Source organism: Streptomyces sp. MCA2, from assembly GCF_023544705.1.
GTDB lineage: Bacteria > Actinomycetota > Actinomycetes > Streptomycetales > Streptomycetaceae > Streptomyces > Streptomyces decoyicus.
This window is the reverse complement of sequence record NZ_JAMJFM010000064.1, coordinates 14,809-32,475: the sequence shown is the minus strand read 5'-3', so window position 1 is coordinate 32,475 and position 17,667 is coordinate 14,809. Positions and strand designations below refer to the sequence as shown.

The window sequence follows — 17,667 nt, the reverse complement described above, 5'->3', positions numbered from 1 at the left end:
ACCGGCCCGGGCCCGCTGCACCCACTCACCAGGACTTCAGGAGGCGTGACGGCATGACGGAGCGAACCGGGAAGACCGAGAAATATGTGGCCGCGATCGACCAGGGCACCACGTCGAGCCGCTGCATCATCTTCGACCACGGCGGCGCGATCGTCGCCGTCGACCAGCGCGAGCACCGTCAGATCTTCCCCAAGCCGGGCTGGGTGGAGCATGACGCCACCGAGATCTGGTCGAAGGTGCAGGCCGTGGTGGCGGGGGCGCTCGCCAAGGCGGGGCTGCGCGCGGACCAGCTCAGTGCGCTGGGCATCACCAACCAGCGGGAGACCACGGTCCTGTGGGACCGGGCCACCGGCAAGCCGGTGCACCACGCGATCGTCTGGCAGGACACCCGGACCTCCCAGCTGTGCGCCGAACTCGGCGGGGCGGACGGCCAGGACCGCTTCCGTGAGGCCACCGGACTGCCGCTGGCGAGCTACTTCTCCGGGCCGAAGGCGGCCTGGCTGCTGGATGAAGTACCGGGGCTGCGGGCCCGTGCCGAGCGCGGCGAGATCGCGTTCGGCACCATCGACTCCTGGCTGATCTGGAACCTGACCGGTGGCACCGATGGCGGGGTGCATGTCACCGATGTGACCAACGCGGGCCGCACGATGCTGATGAACCTCTCCACCCTCCAGTGGGATCCGGCGATCCTGTCGGCGATGAATGTACCGGCCGCGATCCTGCCGGAGATCAGGTCGTCGGCCGAGGTGTACGGCACGGCCGTGGGGCAGCTGCACGGGGTGCCGGTGGCGTCCGCGCTCGGCGACCAGCAGGCGGCCGTCTTCGGCCAGACCTGCTACGGCGTCGGCGAGGCCAAGAACACCTATGGCACGGGTTCGTTCCTGCTGCTGAACACCGGTAACCGCCCGGTCCCCTCCAAGAACGGGCTGCTGACGACGATGGGCTACCAGCTCGGCGGTGAGGCGCCGGTCTACTGCCTGGAGGGGTCCATCGCCATCACCGGCGCGCTCGTGCAGTGGTTCCGCGATCAGCTGGGCATCATCGCGTCGGCCGACGAGATCGAACCGCTGGCGGCGAGCGTCCCGGACAACGGCGGGGCGTACGTCGTACCGGCGTTCTCCGGTCTGTTCGCGCCCTACTGGCGTTCCGACGCACGCGGCGTGATCACCGGCCTGACCGGGTTCGTCACCAAGGCGCATCTGGCGCGCGCCGTACTGGAGGCGACCAGCTGGCAGACCCGGGAGGTCGTGGACGCCATGTTCCAGGACTCGGGCGTGCGGATCACCCAGCTCAAGGTCGACGGCGGGATGACCGCCAACAACCTGCTGATGCAGCACCAGGCGGATGTGCTGGACGTGCCGGTGATCCGCCCGGTGATCTCGGAGACCACCTGTCTGGGAGCGGCGTACGCGGCCGGTCTGGCGACCGGGGTCTGGCAGGACCTGGACGAGCTGCGGACCCACTGGAAGCGGGACACGGAGTGGACGCCGCGGATGGACGCGCAGGTCCGCGACCGCGAGTTCGCCAACTGGCGCAAGGCCGTGGAGCGGAGCTTCGGCTGGCTGGCCGACGACGGTTCGGCGAGCTAGCCGCGTCGGCGGCGCGCAGACGTACGGCCCGTACCCCGGACGGCGGGGTACGGGCCGTACTTCCGCGCCCCGTCAGGGGAGCGCGGGCTCCCGGCGGCGGGCGCCGGCCTCCATCGCATGCTCGACGACGGAGACCAGCACATCCCGCGCGTCGTCCTTGAGCCGGGCGTCGCACAGCATCACCGGCACCTGGGGGTCCAGGTCCAGGGCGTCGCGCACGGATTCCGGCGGGTAACGGTCCGCGCCGTCGAAGCAGTTGACCGCGACCGTGAAGGGCAGCCCGCGCCGCTCGAAGTAGTCGATGGCGGCGAAGCTGTCCGACAGCCGGCGGGTGTCGGCCAGCACCACCGCGCCGAGCGCACCCCGTGCCAGTTCGTCCCACAGGAACCAGAAGCGGTCCTGGCCCGGGGTGCCGAAGAGATACAGGACCAGTTCCTCGTTGACGGTGATCCGTCCGAAGTCCATGGCGACGGTGGTGGTGGTCTTGCCCTCCACCCCGTCGAGGTCGTCGAGCGGCCTGCCCGCCTCGGTCAGCCGTTCCTCGGTCCGCAGTGGTTTGATCTCGCTGACGGCACCGACCAGGGTGGTCTTACCGACCCCGAAGCCGCCCGCGACCAGGATCTTGAGCGTCACCGGCTCGACGGCGGCGGACCGTCGGCGGCGATCGGATCGCCCGAAGGCCATGGGATTCTTCTCCTGAATTGCCGTATATACGGGGGAAGCTCACGCTTGGCACCCGAGCGTCGGCGCACGGGGCAGCTGGTGCAAGGGAACGGTACAACGTGCTCGGCACGGCGCCCACTTGAGATGCGTCACGCCGGCGAGACGTCGTGGGTCAGAGGTGGCCAACCTGCCCAAAAGGGCGCGCCGGCACGGGCAGTGGAAGCGGGTGGAGCGGAGCCGCCGGCGCTCAGCGCGCGGCGAGGACGCCGGGCCGGTCGAGCAGCCCGAGCAGGCTCACGAAGCTGGATTCGACGAAGGCGCAGAGCTCTTCGCGGGCGTCCGGCTCCTGCACGGGCCAGTTGACGACCGCCTCCTCGGCGAACGCCATCCAGGCCCGGGAGGCCAGTTCGAGCCGGGGGGCGTCCGGCAGGCCGAGCCGCTTCTGCCCGTCGCGCACCCGGCGGGCGACGGTCTCCCGGGTCGCGCCGACGATGTCGGTGACCGCGGGATGGCTGCCGGCGGCGCCCCGCACCAGGGCGAGATACACCTGACGGTGCTCCAGGACGTACGCCACGAAGCCCGTGATGAAGGCCCGCATCCAGGCGACCGGTTCCAGCGAGCCGTCCGGCTCCGTCGCGGCGGTGAAGCGGTCGCACGCGGCGCGGACCACCGCGCGGTAGAAGTCGCGCTTGGAGTCGAAGTAGTGGAAGAGCAGCCCGCGGGAGATTCCGGCCCGCCGGGCCACCTCGTCGGTGGACAGCTCGTCCAGGGAACGCTCGGCGAGCATCTCCAGGCCGATGCCCACCAGCTGCTCCCTGCGCTGGTCGGGCGTGAGGCGGGTGGTGCGCTTGCCGGGCATGCCCGCAGTTTACGGCGACGGCGGGCCGGGGCACCGGGGCGGTCCCGGCCCGCCGCGGTGTCCCGGCCCGCCGCGGTGTCAGGCGTACTGGCCGAGGTGGTCGAGGATCTTGGGCGTGACCACGTCGGGGACCTCTTCGGGCAGCCAGTGGCTGGCGCCCTCCAGGGCCTCGAAGCGGTAGGGGCCGTCCACCCACTCCCCCGTGGACTCGGCCGCGCCACGGCCCAGGGCGGTGTCCTCGCTGCCCCACAGGAAGAGGGTGGGCACGGTGATCCGGCCCGCGGGTACCGAGATGACCGACTCGGGGGCGCGGTACCAGTTGAGCGTGGCGGTGAGTGCGCCCGGGGCGGAGAGCCGGCGGACGTTGCCGTCCACGAGCTCGGCGGGCACCTTGCCGGCGTATGCGGCGCGCAGCCGGGCGGCGTCGTCGGCGAGCAGCGCGGCCTCCGCGGCGCCGTCGTCGCGGCGGAAGAAGCGGACGTAGTCGAGACGGTGATGCTGGACGGAGTCCTCGGCGGCGGCCCGGTTGAGCGCGTCCGGGTGCGGGGTGGCCAGCACGGTCAGGGACTTCAGCCGCTCGGGGTGGGCGCCGGCCAGCGCCCAGGCGACCATGCCGCCCCAGTCGTGCGAGACGAGGTGGAAGCGGCCCGCGCCCTGGGAATCGGCGAAGGCCAGTGCGTCGGCGACGAGTTCGGGCACGGCGTAGTCGGCGATGCGGGGCGGACGGGCGCGCGGCGAATAGCCTCGCTGGTCGACGGCGACGGCACGGTAGCCCGCCGCGCCCAGGGCGGGGAGCACGGCGCTCCAGGAGTCGGCGAACTCGGGCCAGCCGTGCAGCAGCAGTACGAACTCCCCGTCGGCCGGGCCGCAGGCCAGTGCGTCATAGGTGTGCGGGCCGACCTGGATCTCCAGGTGTTCGACGGGGGCCGGGGTCTCGTCCGTGGCCATGGCGCGGATCTCCTCCTGTTGACAGTTGCTCAACAGGAACCGTACCGCGGGCCGGTCCGCCGCCACGCGTGGCCGGTTCACCGGCGAGGCCGGTGAACCCACGGCGCGATCCGGCGGATGCGCGTGCGGCCGACGGAGGCGGTCCCGCGGCGGGGGCCGGGCCCGGCCGCCGAGCGGTGGCCGCCGTCGCGGAGCAGGGCCCCGGCGACGGCGGCAGGTGGGCAGGGCGGCGGGTCACAGCGCGCGCAGGCCGTCGATCACCTCGCGCAGCACCTTCTCGTCCGGCAGCTCGGCCGGCGGTACCGGCCTGCTGACATGGACCAGCTCCGCATCCAGCAGATCCCCGATCAGGACCCGTACGACGCCGACCGGCAGGTCGAGTTCGGCCGCCAGCTCGGCGACCGACAGCGGCTCCTGGCGGCACAGGTCGACGATCTCGATGTGCTCGGGCGACAGCGTCCGGTCGTCGACCGACTCCTCCGCACGGCTCTCGGCGATCACCAGCGCGATCAGATCGAGGCGCCCCTCCGCGGCCGTGCGGGTGCGCCCGCGCGTCATGGCGTACGGCCGGACGACAGGGCCCGCGTCGTCGTCGAACCAGCGGGCGGCGTCCCGGTCCCGCGCCGCCCGGCCGTCCTGGTCGCTCATGCCGAAACCTCGCTTCGCTCGGCCTCGCATTCGCGCGGCGCGCACCTCTCGCATCTTCGCTCGCCGCGCTCGCTCATGGCGTCACCGTCGTCGTGCTCAGGTGGAAAGGCCGGACCTGGGCGCGGTGCCCAGGTGCGTGCCCACACGCTTGACCAGCAGCGTCATCTCGTACGCGATCAGCCCGACGTCGGAGTCCGCGTCGGCCAGTACGGCCAGGCAACTGCCGTCGCCCGCCGCGCTGACGAACAGGAACGCCTCGTCCAGCTCGACCATGGTCTGCCGTACCTGCCCGGCCTCGAAGTGCCGGCCGACGCCCTTGGCCAGACTGTGGAAGCCGGACGCGACCGCGGCCAGATGTTCGCCGTCCTCGCGGGTCAGGTCCTTCGAGGCCCCGGTCGCCAGCCCGTCGCTGGAGAGGACCAGTGCCTTGCGGATGGAGCCGACCCGCTCGACGAGCTCGTCCAGGAGCCAGTTCAGCTCCCCGGATCCCTTCTCCGAGACCGATGCGGTGGAAGCTGCTGCCTTCGGTGCGGTCATGGACCGTCCCCTCCCGATGTGGTTCCTGGTGGTGCTGTGCTGCCCGTGTCGTGGCCGTCCTGCGTGGCGGTGGCACGGGCGTCCGGGTCTGTGGTGTCCGGTCCTGTGGTGTCCGGGGCCGTACCGCCCGCAGCCGCCGCTTCGCCGGCTGCGGGGGCTTCTCCCCGTGGTGTTGCGGTCTCGCGCGGGTCCTCGCCGTTGTCGCGGCGGCCGCGCTGCCAGCCGCGCTGGAGCGAGGCCATCCGGGCGCGGACCTGCTCGGCGTCGCGGTCGTCCTCGGCCGCCGTGCTCCGCCCCTGCACCTCGGTCTGCCCGGTGGGGTCGGCCTTGAGCTGGGGCGCGAGGCTGGCCTGCCGTACCCGGCGGGGCAGCCCCGTGGGTGTGGTGGGCGCGGGCCGCTCGCGGTCCTCGGTGGGCTGCGGGCCGTCCGGGGCCGGGCCCTGCGGCGCGGGCGCGGCGGACGACGGCGGCCGGGCCGCGGCGTCCTCGGGGCGCGGACGCCCGGAGCCGGGACGCCCGGCTGCCCGCTGCTCCTGGGCGCCGCGGTCGTCGACCGTTCTGCCGTGGTCGGCGACCAGCACCGGCGGGCGGGGGCGGCGGCGCGGCAGCGGTGCCAGCCCGCCGGGTGCCTGGTCGCGGGTCTGCTGGTGCTGCTCGCCCTCGGGGACGGGCGGCACCGGTGCGATGGCACGGGGGGCGGCGGCCGGGCCGTCGGGGGCGGGGGCTGGCCCCTTCCGCTCGCGGCCGCGGTCCCGCTTGCGGAAGAGAGCGTCCTCGTCGTCGGCCGGGCCCAGCTCGTCCGGTCCCCGCTCGTCCGGGCCGAGCGGCGCTTCGAGTTCCACCGGGCCGTCGATGACGGCCGGGACGCGCCGCTCCCGGCGGGGCGGTGCCTGGGAGAGCGCGGCCAACTTGCCCGCCGCATGCTCCAGTTCGTTGCCGACCGGGCCGCCGGGCAGACCGTCCGGCGCCGGGTCGTCGTCCTCCCGGCCGCCGGCGGTGCTCTCGGTGAGGATCCTCCCCGGGATGAAGACCACGGCGGTGGTCCCGCCGTACGGCGAGGGCTGAAGGGAGACCCGTACGTCCTGCCGCTGGGCGAGCCGGCTGACCACGAACAGGCCGAGCCGGTCGGTGTCGGACAGCTCGAACTCGGGGGTCTCGGCGAGCCGGAGGTTGGCCTCCAGCAGCAGATCGGGGGTCATGCCCAGGCCGCGGTCGTGGATCTCCAGGGTGAAGCCGTTGGCTACCCGCTCGCCCAGGACCTGCACGGCGGTGTGCGGCGGCGAGAAGACGGTGGCGTTCTCCAGGAGTTCGGCTATCAGGTGCGTGAGGTCGGACACCGCGGGGCCGTCCACCGCGAGCCGCGGAAGGCGGCGCACCTCGATCCGCTCGTAGTCCTCCACCTCGGCGACCGCCGCACGCACCACGTCCATCAGCTGGATCGGCTTGCGCCACTGCCGGGAGGGTGCCGCGCCGGAGAGGATGACCAGGCCCTCCGCATGCCGTCGCATACGGGTGGTCAGATGGTCGATCCGGAAGAGGTCGGCGAGTTCGTCGGTGTCCTCGGTGCGCCGTTCCATGGCGTCCAGGAGGGTCAGCTGGCGGTGCAGCAGGACCTGGCTGCGGCGGGCGAGGTTGACGAACACCTCGGAGACCCCACGACGCATTTCGGCCTGTTTGACGGCGGCCTCGATCGCGGCCCGCTGGAGGGTGTGGAGCGCCTGGCCGACCTGGCCGGTTTCGTCCGGGCCGAATTCGAGCCGGGGCGCCTCGGTCTCCACATCGACCTGTTCGCCGGCCGCCAGCCGGCGCATGACGCTCGGCAGCCGTACGCCGGAGACGTCATGGGCGGTCTTGCGCAACCGGATCAGGTCCCGGACGTGGCGGCGGCCGATGCGGAACGAGACGATGACCGAGACCAGCAGCGCGGCAAAGCCGAGGACGCCGGCGATGGCGGCCTTGAGCAGGACGTTCATGGCGACGGGGGCGACACGCTCCTGGTAGCGGTCCCCGGCGTCCTTGCCCATCCGCTGGAGGTCGTCGAGCACCTTGCGCGACGTGGTGTTCCAGCGCTCGGCGTTGACCGCACGCGGTCCGGCCTGCGGACCGGCGGCGATCACCCGGTCCTCGTAGGAGGTCAGCTCGCGGGCCTTCGCGGAGCGCCAGTAATCGGCGTAGAGACCGCGGTCCTTGGCGGGCAGGGCGGGCAGGCTGGTGCGGTAGAGGACCCGGCGCTCGGCGACCCGGTCGGACAGCGCGCGCAGATCGCGCCTGCTCATGCTGCCGGAGGCGAGCACCGCGGACATCAGGGCGTCCTCGCGGGAGACCGCCTCCCGGGCCCGGGTGACGTTGACCAGCGCACGCGCCTGCTTGTCCATCTCCACGTTCTCCAGGGCATGGAGCGCGGCGAGGAAGTCATAACTGGGGTCGACGAGGGCGTTGTAGCTCTCCATGGCCTCGTCGCGGGAGACGGTGTTGTCCTCGACCTGGGCACGCAGCGAGCCGAGTGCGCCCAGGCCCTTGAGGACGCCGGTCAGCCGTTCGCCGGTGCCGTCGCTCAGGTCCTCGCGGAGATCGCGCAGGTCGATGTCGGCGCGCAGCCGGCTGACGGCCTCGTCGGTGGCCCGGGTCTGCCGGTGGAGCGCGTCGAGCGCGTCGGCGCCGCGGCGGTCGGCGAGGTACAGCAGACTCTGCCGGCGCTCCTGTTGGAGGGTCTGGATGACGTCCTCGACCGGATAGCCCAGATTCTTCACGACGTTGCCGACGTCCAGCAGCTGGTTCGCCTCACGCCCGGTGATATAGGTCGTGAACGCCCACAGGGACATCAGGGACACCAGTGGTACGAGCAGCAACGCCACGATCTTCCGGCGGACCGACTTCCCGCGAAAGCGCATGGCCTCCCCTACGTCAACCCCGGCGCACGGGGGTGGTGTTCCGTCAACAAACGGCGCGAGCCTACTACTGTCGAGTGACCCAACCGAAGGCCTGTCGTGACGCCGGGGAAGCGGCCGGGGCGGGATCATCATGAGTTGTCCGCCGATTCCCGGACAACCCGCCCGCATTGGTGGGCCGGTTCACCTCCTCCCCGTGCGGCAAAGATGCCGGACGGTTGGCCGGTTTTGCTCTACCCCGGATCACTCCGCGTGGTCCCGGTACGTGACCATGCAAGGGGACAGGGTGCGGCGCGAGGGGCATGTACCCGGCACATCCGGGCAGCCACCGAGGAGTCGGACATGCGGGGAGAGTACGGGGAGCGTGACGCGTTCATGGACACCGGCAGACAGCTGTTGTGGCAGGAGGAGCCGGCGGTCCGGCGCCGGATGGCCGATCCGGTGCGCACCGCCGCGGTGCGTGCCGTCATCATCGCGGCCCTCACCCTGACCCAGGCCATGGTGGCGTTCCTGTGCACCCTGGCGGGCTCCTGGTACGCGTTCCCCGCGGTGCTCAGCACGGTCGCCAGCACCGTGGTCGCCACGTGGGCGGTACTGGACGTCTGGGTGACCCGACAGGTGTGGGTGCAGCGCAACGGGGTGCAGTCGCAGCCCAGCAGTACGGCCAGGGAACTGCGCCGGGAGCGGCGCCGGGCGCGCCGGCAGCAGCGCAGGGAAACACGGGAGAACCCGTCGGGGATCGACCGGGCGGCCGCCTGAACGGGCGGGCAGGCGGGACGAGCTGAACCGGCGGGCGGGACGAGCGGCTCCCCGGAGGGCTCCTGGCCTGCCGGACCCCTCGGTCCGTCCGTCCTCCCGGGGGAACCGGGGAACCGCACCCGGCCCGGGCCGGTCACGACGCGCTCGCCGTGACCGGGTGGTTACGCCACCGCCTCTTCCCGTACGGCGGGCCGTACGTGAATCATGCCGTCCAGGACACTGACCTCGTGGGTGCGCACCGGCCTGCGGGCGGGCAGACAGGCCGGGGCCCCGGTACGCAGGTCGAACAGGGCCGCATGCAGCGGGCATTCGACGAAGCAGCCCTCGACCCAGCCCTCGGAGAGGGAGGCGTCCCGATGGCTACAGGTGTCGTCGACGGCGTAATAGCCGCCCTCGGCATGAAAGACCGCGATGGCCGGCGTGACGTCGTCGATCTCGATCCGTACGGACTCGCCCTCGGGCAGGTCCTCGATGCGGCAGATGGGAATCATCTGGCCCCCCTCTCGCTGATCGGTATCATGTGTTCTGAATAACGCATCGCAGAGCGCGATGCGCAACAGAATCCAAGCCGGGAAGCGGGCCGTCAAGGGCTTCCCGGCAGATGCCCTCAGACGTGCCCCTCGGGGGCCACCGGGTGGTGACACAAAGACCCATGTCGAAGACGAGCGATACGACGGACGACCGGTCCGAGGAACGGCGCGGCGGGGCGGGATCCGTCCAGTCCGTGGACCGTGCGGTGAGCGTGCTGGAGATCCTGGCCAAGCTGGGCGAGGCCGGGGTCACCGAGATCTCCGAGGAGCTGGGCGTCCACAAGTCGACCGCGTTCCGGATCCTCGGGGTGCTGGAGAACCGCGGACTGGTGGAGCAGGAGCGGGACCGCGGGAAGTACTACCTGGGCGCCGGGGTGCTGCGGCTGGCCGGCGCCGCGGCGATCCGGCTGGACATCTCCCAGGAGGGCCAGCCGGTGTGCCGGGCGCTCGCCGAGGACACCGGGGAGACCGCCAACATCGCGGTGCTGGACGGCGATGCGGCGGTCAACATCATGCAGGCCAGGGGCTCCGCGGCGGTCACCGCGTACAACTGGCTGGGCCGCCGCACCCCGTTGCACGCCACCGCCAGTGGCAAGGTCCTGCTGGCGCATCTGCCGAAGGAGCGCCGGGAGACCCTGGTGACCCGCAAGCTGCCGCGCTTCACCGAGAACACCCTGACCACGGCGGCCGGTGTCCGCCAGCAGCTCACTGCCGTGCTCGCGGACGGATACGCCTGCACCAGCGAGGAGTTGGAGATCGGGCTGAACGCGGTGGCGGCACCGGTGCGGGCGCACGACGGCGCGGTGATCGGCGCGCTCGGTGTCTCCGGACCGGCCTACCGGATGGAGCATGAGCTGCTGCCGGAGCTCGCGGAGCGGTCCGCGAAGGCGGCCGCGGAGCTCTCCCGCCGGATGGGGTACGCCGGTTGACCCCGGTAGCGGAAAATCCCCCTTGACGGATCCCTGACCGGACTTCCAGCATGTCTCCTATAGCGCAACCCGGCGCACTATAGGCAACACGGCGACGGGGGTGGACCGTCCTCCACCGCTGTCACCGTTCCCAGGTTCTCAGCACCCCGCCCTCCCAGGTTCTCAGCACCGCGCACCACTCCAACCCCTCACAGGCATCCGTGCCACCTCACGCGTGCTACCCGCCCCTGCCGCCCCGCAGGCGCTGTTTTAGGAGTGAGACATGCCGCACGAAGCCCGCGCCGTCGTCGCCCTCAAGAAGGGCGCCCCCGTCGAGGTGCTGCCGATCCTCGTACCCGACCCCGGCCCGGGCGAAGTGCTCGTGACCGTGCAGGCCTGCGGGGTGTGCCACACCGATCTGCACTATCGCGACGGCGCGGTCGGCGACGCCTTCCCCTACCTGCTCGGCCATGAGGCGGCCGGGGTCATCGAGGCCGTCGGCACCGGAGTCACGGACCTGGCGCCCGGCGACTATGTGGTGCTGGCCTGGCGGGCGCCCTGCGGGCAGTGCCGTGCCTGCCGACGCGCCCGCCCCTGGTACTGCTTCGCGTCGCGCAATGCCGCTCAGCCCATGACCCTGCTGGACGGCACGGAGCTGACGGCGGCCCTGGGCATCGGCGCCTTCGCCGAGAAGACCCTGGTCGCCGCCGGGCAGGCGGTGAAGGTCGATCCCTCGGCCCGCCCGGAGGCCGCCGGTCTGATCGGCTGCGGGGTGATGGCCGGGTACGGCGCGGCCGTCCACACCGGAGGGGTGGGCAGCGGGGACACCGTCGCCGTCATCGGCTGCGGCGGCGTCGGCAACGCCGCCATCGCGGGCGCCTCCCGGGCCGGCGCACGACGGGTGATCGCCGTCGATCTCGACGACGGCAAGCTGGACGCCGCGGAGCGGTTCGGCGCCACCGACACCGTCAACTCCCGTGGTACGGACCCGGTCGAGGCGGTCCGCGCGCTGACCGGCGGGCACGGCGCCGATGTGGTGATCGACGCGGTGGGCCGCCCGGAGACCTACCGGCAGGCCTTCTACATGCGCGATCTGGCCGGCACGCTGGTCCAGGTGGGCGTCCCCGAACCGGACATGCGCATCGAGCTGCCGCTCATCGACCTCTTCTCGCGCGGCGGTGCGCTGAAGTCGTCCTGGTACGGCGACTGTCTGCCCAGCCGCGACTTCCCCGTACTCATCGATCTGTTCCTGAGCGGCAAGCTCGACCTGGAACGGTTCATCAGCGAGACGATCACGCTCGACGACATCGAACCGGCCTTCACCACGATGCAGCGCGGTGAGGTCCTGCGGTCCGTGGTGGTGGTGTAGGGCGTCCCCTGCGGATCCGCCCGGCTCCGCCCCGGGCTTCCCCGGCTCCTCCCCGGCCCGGCCCGCAGGCCTCCCGCCACGCCGGTCACCCGGCGGCGTCGTCCGACTGCTCCTGCGGAGCCGGGTCCTCGGGGCGGCGGTACATCCGCGTGGCCGTGATCTGCCCGTGCACCGCCTCGCCGGACGGGTCCGGCTGCGGCAGGCCCGGTCGCAGATGCTCCTCCACGCTGATGTACTTCAGGCCCGCCCGCAGGTCCGCGTCGTTCCGCAGCCGGATGACCAGCGGGAACTCGGCGAGCGCCGTGGTGTCGAAGAGGCCGGTGGTGTACAGCAGCTGGACGCCCAGCGCGTCGGCGACGGCGCGCTGCAACTCCAGCAGATAGGTCGCGTTGGCACGGCCGATGGGGTTGTCCAGGAACAACGTGCCGGCGTGCCGCTGCTTGTCGCGGCCCCGGTCGTTGCTGCGCAGCGCCGCCATCGTGCAGTACAGCGCGATGGCGGCGGTCAGCAGCTGGCCGCCGGAGAAGACATCGCCCATCTGCCCGACCGGCACCCGCTCGGCGCGCAGCACCGCATCCGGCTTGAGGATCTCCACCGCCACACCGCGCGGCAGCAGCGCCGCGCTGACCCCGCGCAGCAGCAGGGACATCCCGTCCCGCCGCAGATCGCTGTTCTTCTTGACGGCCGCACGGGTCGCCTCGTCGATCACCTCGCCGAGCCGCTCGGCGAGCGTGGCCTGGTCGGGGTCCTCGAAGCGGATCCGCAGGAACTCCTGTCCCGACCACTCCCCCAGCCCCTCCGGCAGCCGGGACAGCCGCTGGGCGGAGCGCAGGGTGGTCAGCGACGACTCGACAAGCCCGCGCAGCCGGTCGACGATGGAGTCGCGGTTGCGCTCCAGCTGCTCCAACTCGTCGGTGAGCACCCGCAGCCGGGGCGCGAAGGCCTCCGCCCACTTGGCCGCATGGTCCGGCAGGGCCGCGGCGGGCAGTTCGCGGATCTGCTGCCGGGCGGGGGTACGGACCTGTTCGTAGCGGGTGGAGTTGGCGTGCCGTACGAGGATGTCGCTCGCCTCGCGCACCGCGGACTCGGCGGTGGAGAGGTCGGCGGCACAGCCGCGCAGCGAACGGCGGGACTCGGCGGCCGCCTGCCGGGCGTCCTCCACCCGCCCGGCGTACGGCTCGGTCTGTCCGTCGGCGGCATCCTCGGCGTCCTGGTGGTCGCGGAGCAGATCGCGCAGCAGGGCGGCGGTCTCGTCGAAGCCGCCGGCGGCGTCCTCGGCGGCGCGGTGGCCGCGCAGCAGCTCCTCGTGCCGCTCGCGGGCGGTCTCCAACGCCTCGGTGGTGGTGGCCAGTTCGCCGGCCGCGGTGCGCAGCAGCTCCTTGGCTCGGTCCGCGTCCTTGGGCACCAGCTCGTCGGGCAGCTCGGTGTGTGCCTCGCCGTCGGCGGGGGCGAGGCGCTCGGCCTCACCGCGCAGCCGGCCGAGCTGTTCGCTGGCGGCCGAGGCGCGGGTCTCCAGCATCTGCACCAGCGATTCGGCACGGCCCGCGGCGGCCTGCCGGGACGGGCCGTCGGCGGCGTCCGGGCTCTCCAGCAGCGCCTCGGCGCGGGTGCGGACCTTGTTGGTGAGGCGGTTCAGCTCGGCCAGGGCGGCGCTCTCGTCGCCCTCGGCACGTGCCTGTTCGGCGCGCAGATCGGCGCCGACGCCGACCTTCTCGTAGAGCTGGGAGGCGGCGCGGTAGGCCTCGCGCAGCGCGGGCAGCGAGGAGCTCGCGCCCTCGGGGGCCTCCCCCAGGTCGTCCGGCACACCGGCGATCTCGGCGCGCTCGGCGCGCAGCGCGCGGGCGGTGCGGTGAGCGTCGTCGGCGGCGCGCTGGGCGGCCCTGCGGTCCTCGTCGGCGGCCCGCGCGCGGTCCACGCACTCCTCGGCGCGCGCCTCGAACTCGGCTGCTTCATCGGCGAGTTCCCGCATCCGGGACTGCCAGGAGGCACGCTCCCGCAGCCGGTGGGCGAGCCCGGCCAGCAGGTCGGCGGCGCGGCGGGCGCGCTGTGCGGTCTCCTGGCGCTCGTCCCGCACCCGGGTGGCCTCGGCCGCGACCTCATCGGTCTCGGCGCGGGCGGCACGGGCCTCGGCCAGCTCGGCGGCGGCCTCGTCCGCCGCCGTACGGGTCTCGTCCGCGGCGGCGGCCAGTTCACCGAGCCGGCCGGCCGGGCAGCCCGCCCGCCACGATCCGAGCCGGGCGGCCAGCGCACGGTCCCCGGAGAGCCGGGCGGCCAGTGCCCGGATCTCCTCGTCACGCTCTATGGCGCGCGCCCGCAGCGCCTGGCGCTCCTCGTCGGCGGCGGACTCGTCGTGCATCGCCGGGTTCGGCGTGACGAGGAAAACGCCGTAGGCGCCGGAGTCCCGCTCATCAGGGGCGGGCGTGGGCGCGAGCAGCGCGGCGGCAGTACCGACCGCGACGGCCGAACGCGGCAGCAGCGCGGCCTGGGCGAGCACCTCGCGGGCCCGTGCATGGGTTTCCGGATCCGTGATGATCACGCCGTCGACCAGCTCGGGGCGGGCGGCGAGCACCCGGGTGTGGTCGGCGGGGTCGACGGACTGGGCGAGATAGCGCCAGCCGGGCAGCGCGGGGACGCCGTGCTCGCCGAGGTACTCCACGGCGGCCAGCACATCGGGGCCCGGGGGCAGCAGTCCGCCGTCGCCCAGCGCGCCGAGGATGCGGGCGTCGTCGGCGGCGGCCGTGCGCAGGTCGAACAGCTGCCGTTCGGCGGCGGCGACGCCCTCCTCCAGCAGCTCGTGCAGCTCGTCGGCGTTGCGGTCCAGCTCCTCGGCGGTGAGCGGGCCGGCGACGGGACGGCGCGCGGCGACCGGGTCCGTGCCGGGCGTGGCCGTACGGGGGCCGGGCACGCCGAGGGACTTGGTCTCGGACTGCGGGAGTCCGAGGAGGTCGGCGAGCCGCTGCTCGGCGCCGATGGACTCGGCGGCCCGGCGCTCGGCGTCGTAGGCGTGCCCCGCGGCCTGCGCGGCGTCCTCGGCGCGGGCCGCCGCGAGTTCGGCGGCGGAGTGCCGGGCGGTGGCCTCGCGGGCGCGGTCGGTGGCCTGCCGGGCGGTCTCACGGGCCGAGTCCCAGGCCTCGACGGCGGTCTTCTCCGCGTCCGAAGCGGCGAGCGCGGCACGGGCCGGGTCGGCGTCGGGGGCGCTGTCGTCCAGCCAGCCGGCCCGGACGGCTTCGGCGGTCTCCTCGGTGACCTCCGCCAGCCGCTGCTTGAGGTGGTCGGCCTCGCTGCGGGCGCGCTGGGCGTGGGTGGCGGACGTGGTGGCGTCGCGGTGCGCGGATTCCCCGGTCTCCTGGAGGGCGGCGGAGCGCTCCTCCTCCTCGTTGGCGACCCGCTCACCGGCCTCGGCGGCCGTATGCAGGGCGCGTACGAGGTCGGCGGCGGCGGTGGCCCGTGCGGCGAGCGCGGGGGCGGCATCCCGCTCGGCCTCACGGATCGCGGCGGCGACCCGGGCGGAGCGGTCGGCGGCGGCGCGGTGGCGCAGCGCGGTCTCGGCGGCCTGCCAGGCGCTGTGCAGCGTACGGGCGTCGTTCAGCTCACGGCGCTGGGCGGCGGCGCCCTTCTCGGCGGCGGCCAGCGCCAGCGAGGCATGCCGGTAGGCGAGTTCGGCGGAGACCAGGGAGCGGCGCTCACGGACGCGCTCGGCGTCGGTGACGCGGTGGGCCGCGGCGGCGACCTCTTCGGCCAGCTCGGCGGCGCGGCCGCGCTCTTCGGTGCCGCGGGCGTACAGCCGCTGGGCGAGGCCGCGGGTGCGGCGTTCGGCGCCCGCATGCACCTCGCGGGCGCGTTCGCGCTGCTCGGCGGCGTCGGCGATACGGGAGAGCAGGTCGAGGGAGCCGGCGGTGAAGTCCCGCTCGGCGGTGAGCTCGGCGCGCCGGCCGAGCTTGTGGGCGAAGCCGTGCACCAGGTCGGCGAGACCGTCGGTGTCCCGGGTGTCCGTGACGGCGCGCAGCAGCAGGTCGGTGAAGTCCGAGTCGTTCTTCACCGCGAACAGACCGGCCGCCTCGCCCTCGTCCGCGTTCATCTCCCGCTGGTAGCGGAAGAGTTCGGGGTCCAGTCCGAGTTCGCCGAGGTGTTCGTTCCAGCGTTCGTGGATCTCTTCCCAGACGACGTCCAGGTTGGGGTAGCTCTTCCCGGCCTCGGTGAGGACGTCGCGGAAGCCCTTCATCGTGCGCCGGCGGCCCTGGGCGCCGGAGCCGCCCTCACCGCTCTCCTGGCGGGGGCGGACGACGGTGGCCTCGGCGACGGGGAGGGAGTCCAGGCTCATACCGGGGCCGGGGCGGAAGCTGTACCAGGCCTCGGCGAACTTCCGCGGGTCGTTGGAGACCTGCCGGCCGCGCCATTCGCTGACCTTGCCGACGACCACGCTCTCGCCGGTGAGGACGTGCTGCCACTCCAGGGCGACATGGCCGCAGTCGTCGGCGAGCAGGAACTTGCGCAGCACGCCGGAGCTGGCGCCGCCGAGGGTGTTGCGGTGGCCGGGCAGCATCACCGAGAAGATCAGCTTGAGCAGGACGGACTTGCCGCCGCCGTTCTCCAGGAAGAGCACGCCCGCGGGCGCCGGACGGCGCGGCGGGCCGACCGGTTCGTCCTCGAAGAAGTCCGCCTGGGCCGGGGCCGGTTGGGGCACGGGCGCGCCGACTCCGCGCAGGTCCAGCACGGTGTCGGCATAGCGCGCACCGGCGGGCCCGATGGAGTAGAGGCGGACCCGGGACAGCTCGTACATGGCGGACTCTCGTTGTTGTGGCGGGAAGGGGGTGGTGGCCGGTGGTCGGTGGCGGGTGATCGGAACGGTCGGTCGGGGGCAGTCGGTCGGATCAGTCAGCGGTCGGTAGCGGCTCGGTCGGATCAGTCAGCGGTCGAAAGGCCGCCCCGTCAGCCGGAGTGGAAGGGCAGTCCGGCATCGGAAACCAGCTCGAGGTCATCGGTCTCCTCGCCCGGCAGCAGCGCGGCGCTGCCGTCGGCGACGGGGACGATGCCCAGCTCCAGCAGCTCGGCCATGGCGGCGCTGCCGGCCATGTCGCGGACCTGGAGCTGATAGCGGGCGGTGGTGCGGTAGGCGCCGCCGGCGTCGTCGCCGGTGCGCTGGAGAAAGCCGGAGTCGACGAGGAACGTGACGGCCTTGGCGATGATGCCGGTGGTCGAGCCGGCCAGCCGCCGGGCGTCCTTGGTGGCGCCGGTCGCGCTGCGCCGCGCGTAGATGCGCCAGGCGGACTCCAGGCCGGGGGCGTCCGTGGCCGGGTCGGTGTTCTCGCCCTCCTGCTCGGCGCGCTCCTCCAGCCGGCGGCAGGCCTGCCGGACGAAGGCGTCCACGCCGTTGACGGTGATCCGGCCGATATAGCCGTCGTCGGCGAGGTCTTCGGGGCGCGGGAAGGCCAGTGCGGCGACGGCGAGATGGGCCAGGCCGTGCAGGAAGCGGTCGGCGGAGTCGGCGGAGGCGCGACGCGCGTAGTCGCCCATCCGTACGGCGAAGACGGAATCCTCGTCGGCGGTGACGGCCATCCCGGCGCGGGTGGAGACCTCCAGGACGACCAGGCCGAGGCCCGTGGCGACGGCGTCGGCGAGGCGGGCGAACGCGGGCTCGTCGCGATAGCGGCGCAGCAGTTCGCCGTATTCGGCGTCACGGGCGGGCAGCAGCTTGGGCTGGAGGCCGAAGGAGACCAGCCGTGCGGCGTCGGCGGCATCGGCCGGGGTCAGGGGCGCCGGCCCCGCCGCGGCCGGCTCGGCTTCGGCGGTGGGCGCGCCCCAGCCCGGTTCACCGGCCCCGGACGCCAGGTCCGGCTGCGGTGCCTCGTCGTACTGGGTCACGGAACTAGCTCCTTGCGGGGGACGGTCTCGGAAATCTCTGGCCGGCACGACGGCGGGCGGCCGCCGGGCGCGCCGGGGCCCGGCCGGACCGGGCGCGCCGCACCGTT

Annotated in this window: 13 protein-coding genes; 4 read left to right on the top strand and 9 right to left on the bottom strand. The window is 73.4% G+C overall.

Features of this window, described 5'->3' with window-relative positions; all coding sequences use genetic code 11:
• Nucleotides 1-53: 53 nt before the first annotated feature.
• Complete coding sequence (gene glpK, locus M8I34_RS35815; RefSeq protein ID WP_250056953.1) at nt 54-1,589, top strand: glycerol kinase GlpK; 1,536 nt, start codon at nt 54-56, stop codon at nt 1,587-1,589.
• 72 nt (nt 1,590-1,661) lie between these two features.
• Here glpK and M8I34_RS35810 read toward each other — a convergent pair whose 3' ends face one another.
• From M8I34_RS35810 to M8I34_RS35785, 6 genes are all read right to left on the bottom strand, one after another.
• A complete protein-coding gene (locus tag M8I34_RS35810) occupies nt 1,662-2,273 on the bottom strand; it encodes an ATP/GTP-binding protein (protein WP_030986418.1) in 612 nt (203 codons plus the stop codon).
• 226 nt (nt 2,274-2,499) lie between these two features.
• Nucleotides 2,500-3,111: a TetR/AcrR family transcriptional regulator gene (locus M8I34_RS35805; RefSeq protein ID WP_250056950.1), complete on the bottom strand. Its 612-nt coding sequence runs from the start codon at nt 3,109-3,111 to the stop codon at nt 2,500-2,502.
• 78 nt (nt 3,112-3,189) lie between these two features.
• The gene (locus M8I34_RS35800; RefSeq protein WP_250056948.1) at nt 3,190-4,059 is read right to left on the bottom strand and encodes an alpha/beta fold hydrolase; all 870 of its coding nucleotides are present in this window, start codon (nt 4,057-4,059) and stop codon (nt 3,190-3,192) included.
• A 234-nt stretch (nt 4,060-4,293) separates the two neighbouring features.
• The gene (locus tag M8I34_RS35795) at nt 4,294-4,707 is read right to left on the bottom strand and encodes a DUF742 domain-containing protein (protein WP_030986423.1); all 414 of its coding nucleotides are present in this window, start codon (nt 4,705-4,707) and stop codon (nt 4,294-4,296) included.
• A gap of 96 nt (nt 4,708-4,803) precedes the next feature.
• Nucleotides 4,804-5,244, bottom strand: coding sequence for a roadblock/LC7 domain-containing protein (locus tag M8I34_RS35790; protein ID WP_053209948.1), 441 nt, complete (start codon nt 5,242-5,244; stop codon nt 4,804-4,806).
• On the bottom strand, nt 5,241-8,135 hold the full coding sequence (locus M8I34_RS35785) for a nitrate- and nitrite sensing domain-containing protein (protein ID WP_250056946.1): 2,895 nt from the start codon (nt 8,133-8,135) through the stop codon (nt 5,241-5,243). Before M8I34_RS35785 ends, M8I34_RS35790 begins: the two co-directional genes overlap by 4 nt.
• A gap of 204 nt (nt 8,136-8,339) precedes the next feature.
• On the opposite strand from M8I34_RS35785, the gene M8I34_RS35780 reads away from it, so the two are divergent.
• Nucleotides 8,340-8,891 (top strand): hypothetical protein, encoded by a 552-nt coding sequence (locus M8I34_RS35780; RefSeq protein WP_374211031.1) that lies wholly within the window; start codon nt 8,340-8,342, stop codon nt 8,889-8,891.
• A 161-nt stretch (nt 8,892-9,052) separates the two neighbouring features.
• On the opposite strand, the gene M8I34_RS35775 is transcribed toward M8I34_RS35780, so the two are convergent.
• Nucleotides 9,053-9,382, bottom strand: coding sequence for a bifunctional 3-phenylpropionate/cinnamic acid dioxygenase ferredoxin subunit (locus M8I34_RS35775; protein WP_250056942.1), 330 nt, complete (start codon nt 9,380-9,382; stop codon nt 9,053-9,055).
• A 161-nt stretch (nt 9,383-9,543) separates the two neighbouring features.
• Between M8I34_RS35775 and M8I34_RS35770 the strand changes: the two genes are divergently transcribed.
• Both M8I34_RS35770 and M8I34_RS35765 read left to right on the top strand, forming a co-directional pair.
• On the top strand, nt 9,544-10,350 hold the full coding sequence (locus M8I34_RS35770; RefSeq protein WP_250056940.1) for an IclR family transcriptional regulator: 807 nt from the start codon (nt 9,544-9,546) through the stop codon (nt 10,348-10,350).
• Between the two features lie 262 nt (nt 10,351-10,612).
• Nucleotides 10,613-11,698 carry an S-(hydroxymethyl)mycothiol dehydrogenase gene (locus M8I34_RS35765; RefSeq protein ID WP_250056938.1) on the top strand — a complete coding sequence of 362 codons (1,086 nt, stop codon included), beginning with the start codon at nt 10,613-10,615 and terminating at the stop codon, nt 11,696-11,698.
• 85 nt (nt 11,699-11,783) lie between these two features.
• Here the strand turns inward: M8I34_RS35765 and M8I34_RS35760 are convergent, their stop codons facing one another.
• The gene (locus M8I34_RS35760) at nt 11,784-16,478 is read right to left on the bottom strand and encodes a hypothetical protein (RefSeq protein ID WP_250056936.1); all 4,695 of its coding nucleotides are present in this window, start codon (nt 16,476-16,478) and stop codon (nt 11,784-11,786) included.
• A gap of 149 nt (nt 16,479-16,627) precedes the next feature.
• Nucleotides 16,628-17,560 (bottom strand): hypothetical protein, encoded by a 933-nt coding sequence (locus M8I34_RS35755; RefSeq protein ID WP_244416259.1) that lies wholly within the window; start codon nt 17,558-17,560, stop codon nt 16,628-16,630.
• Nucleotides 17,561-17,667 lie beyond the last annotated feature (107 nt).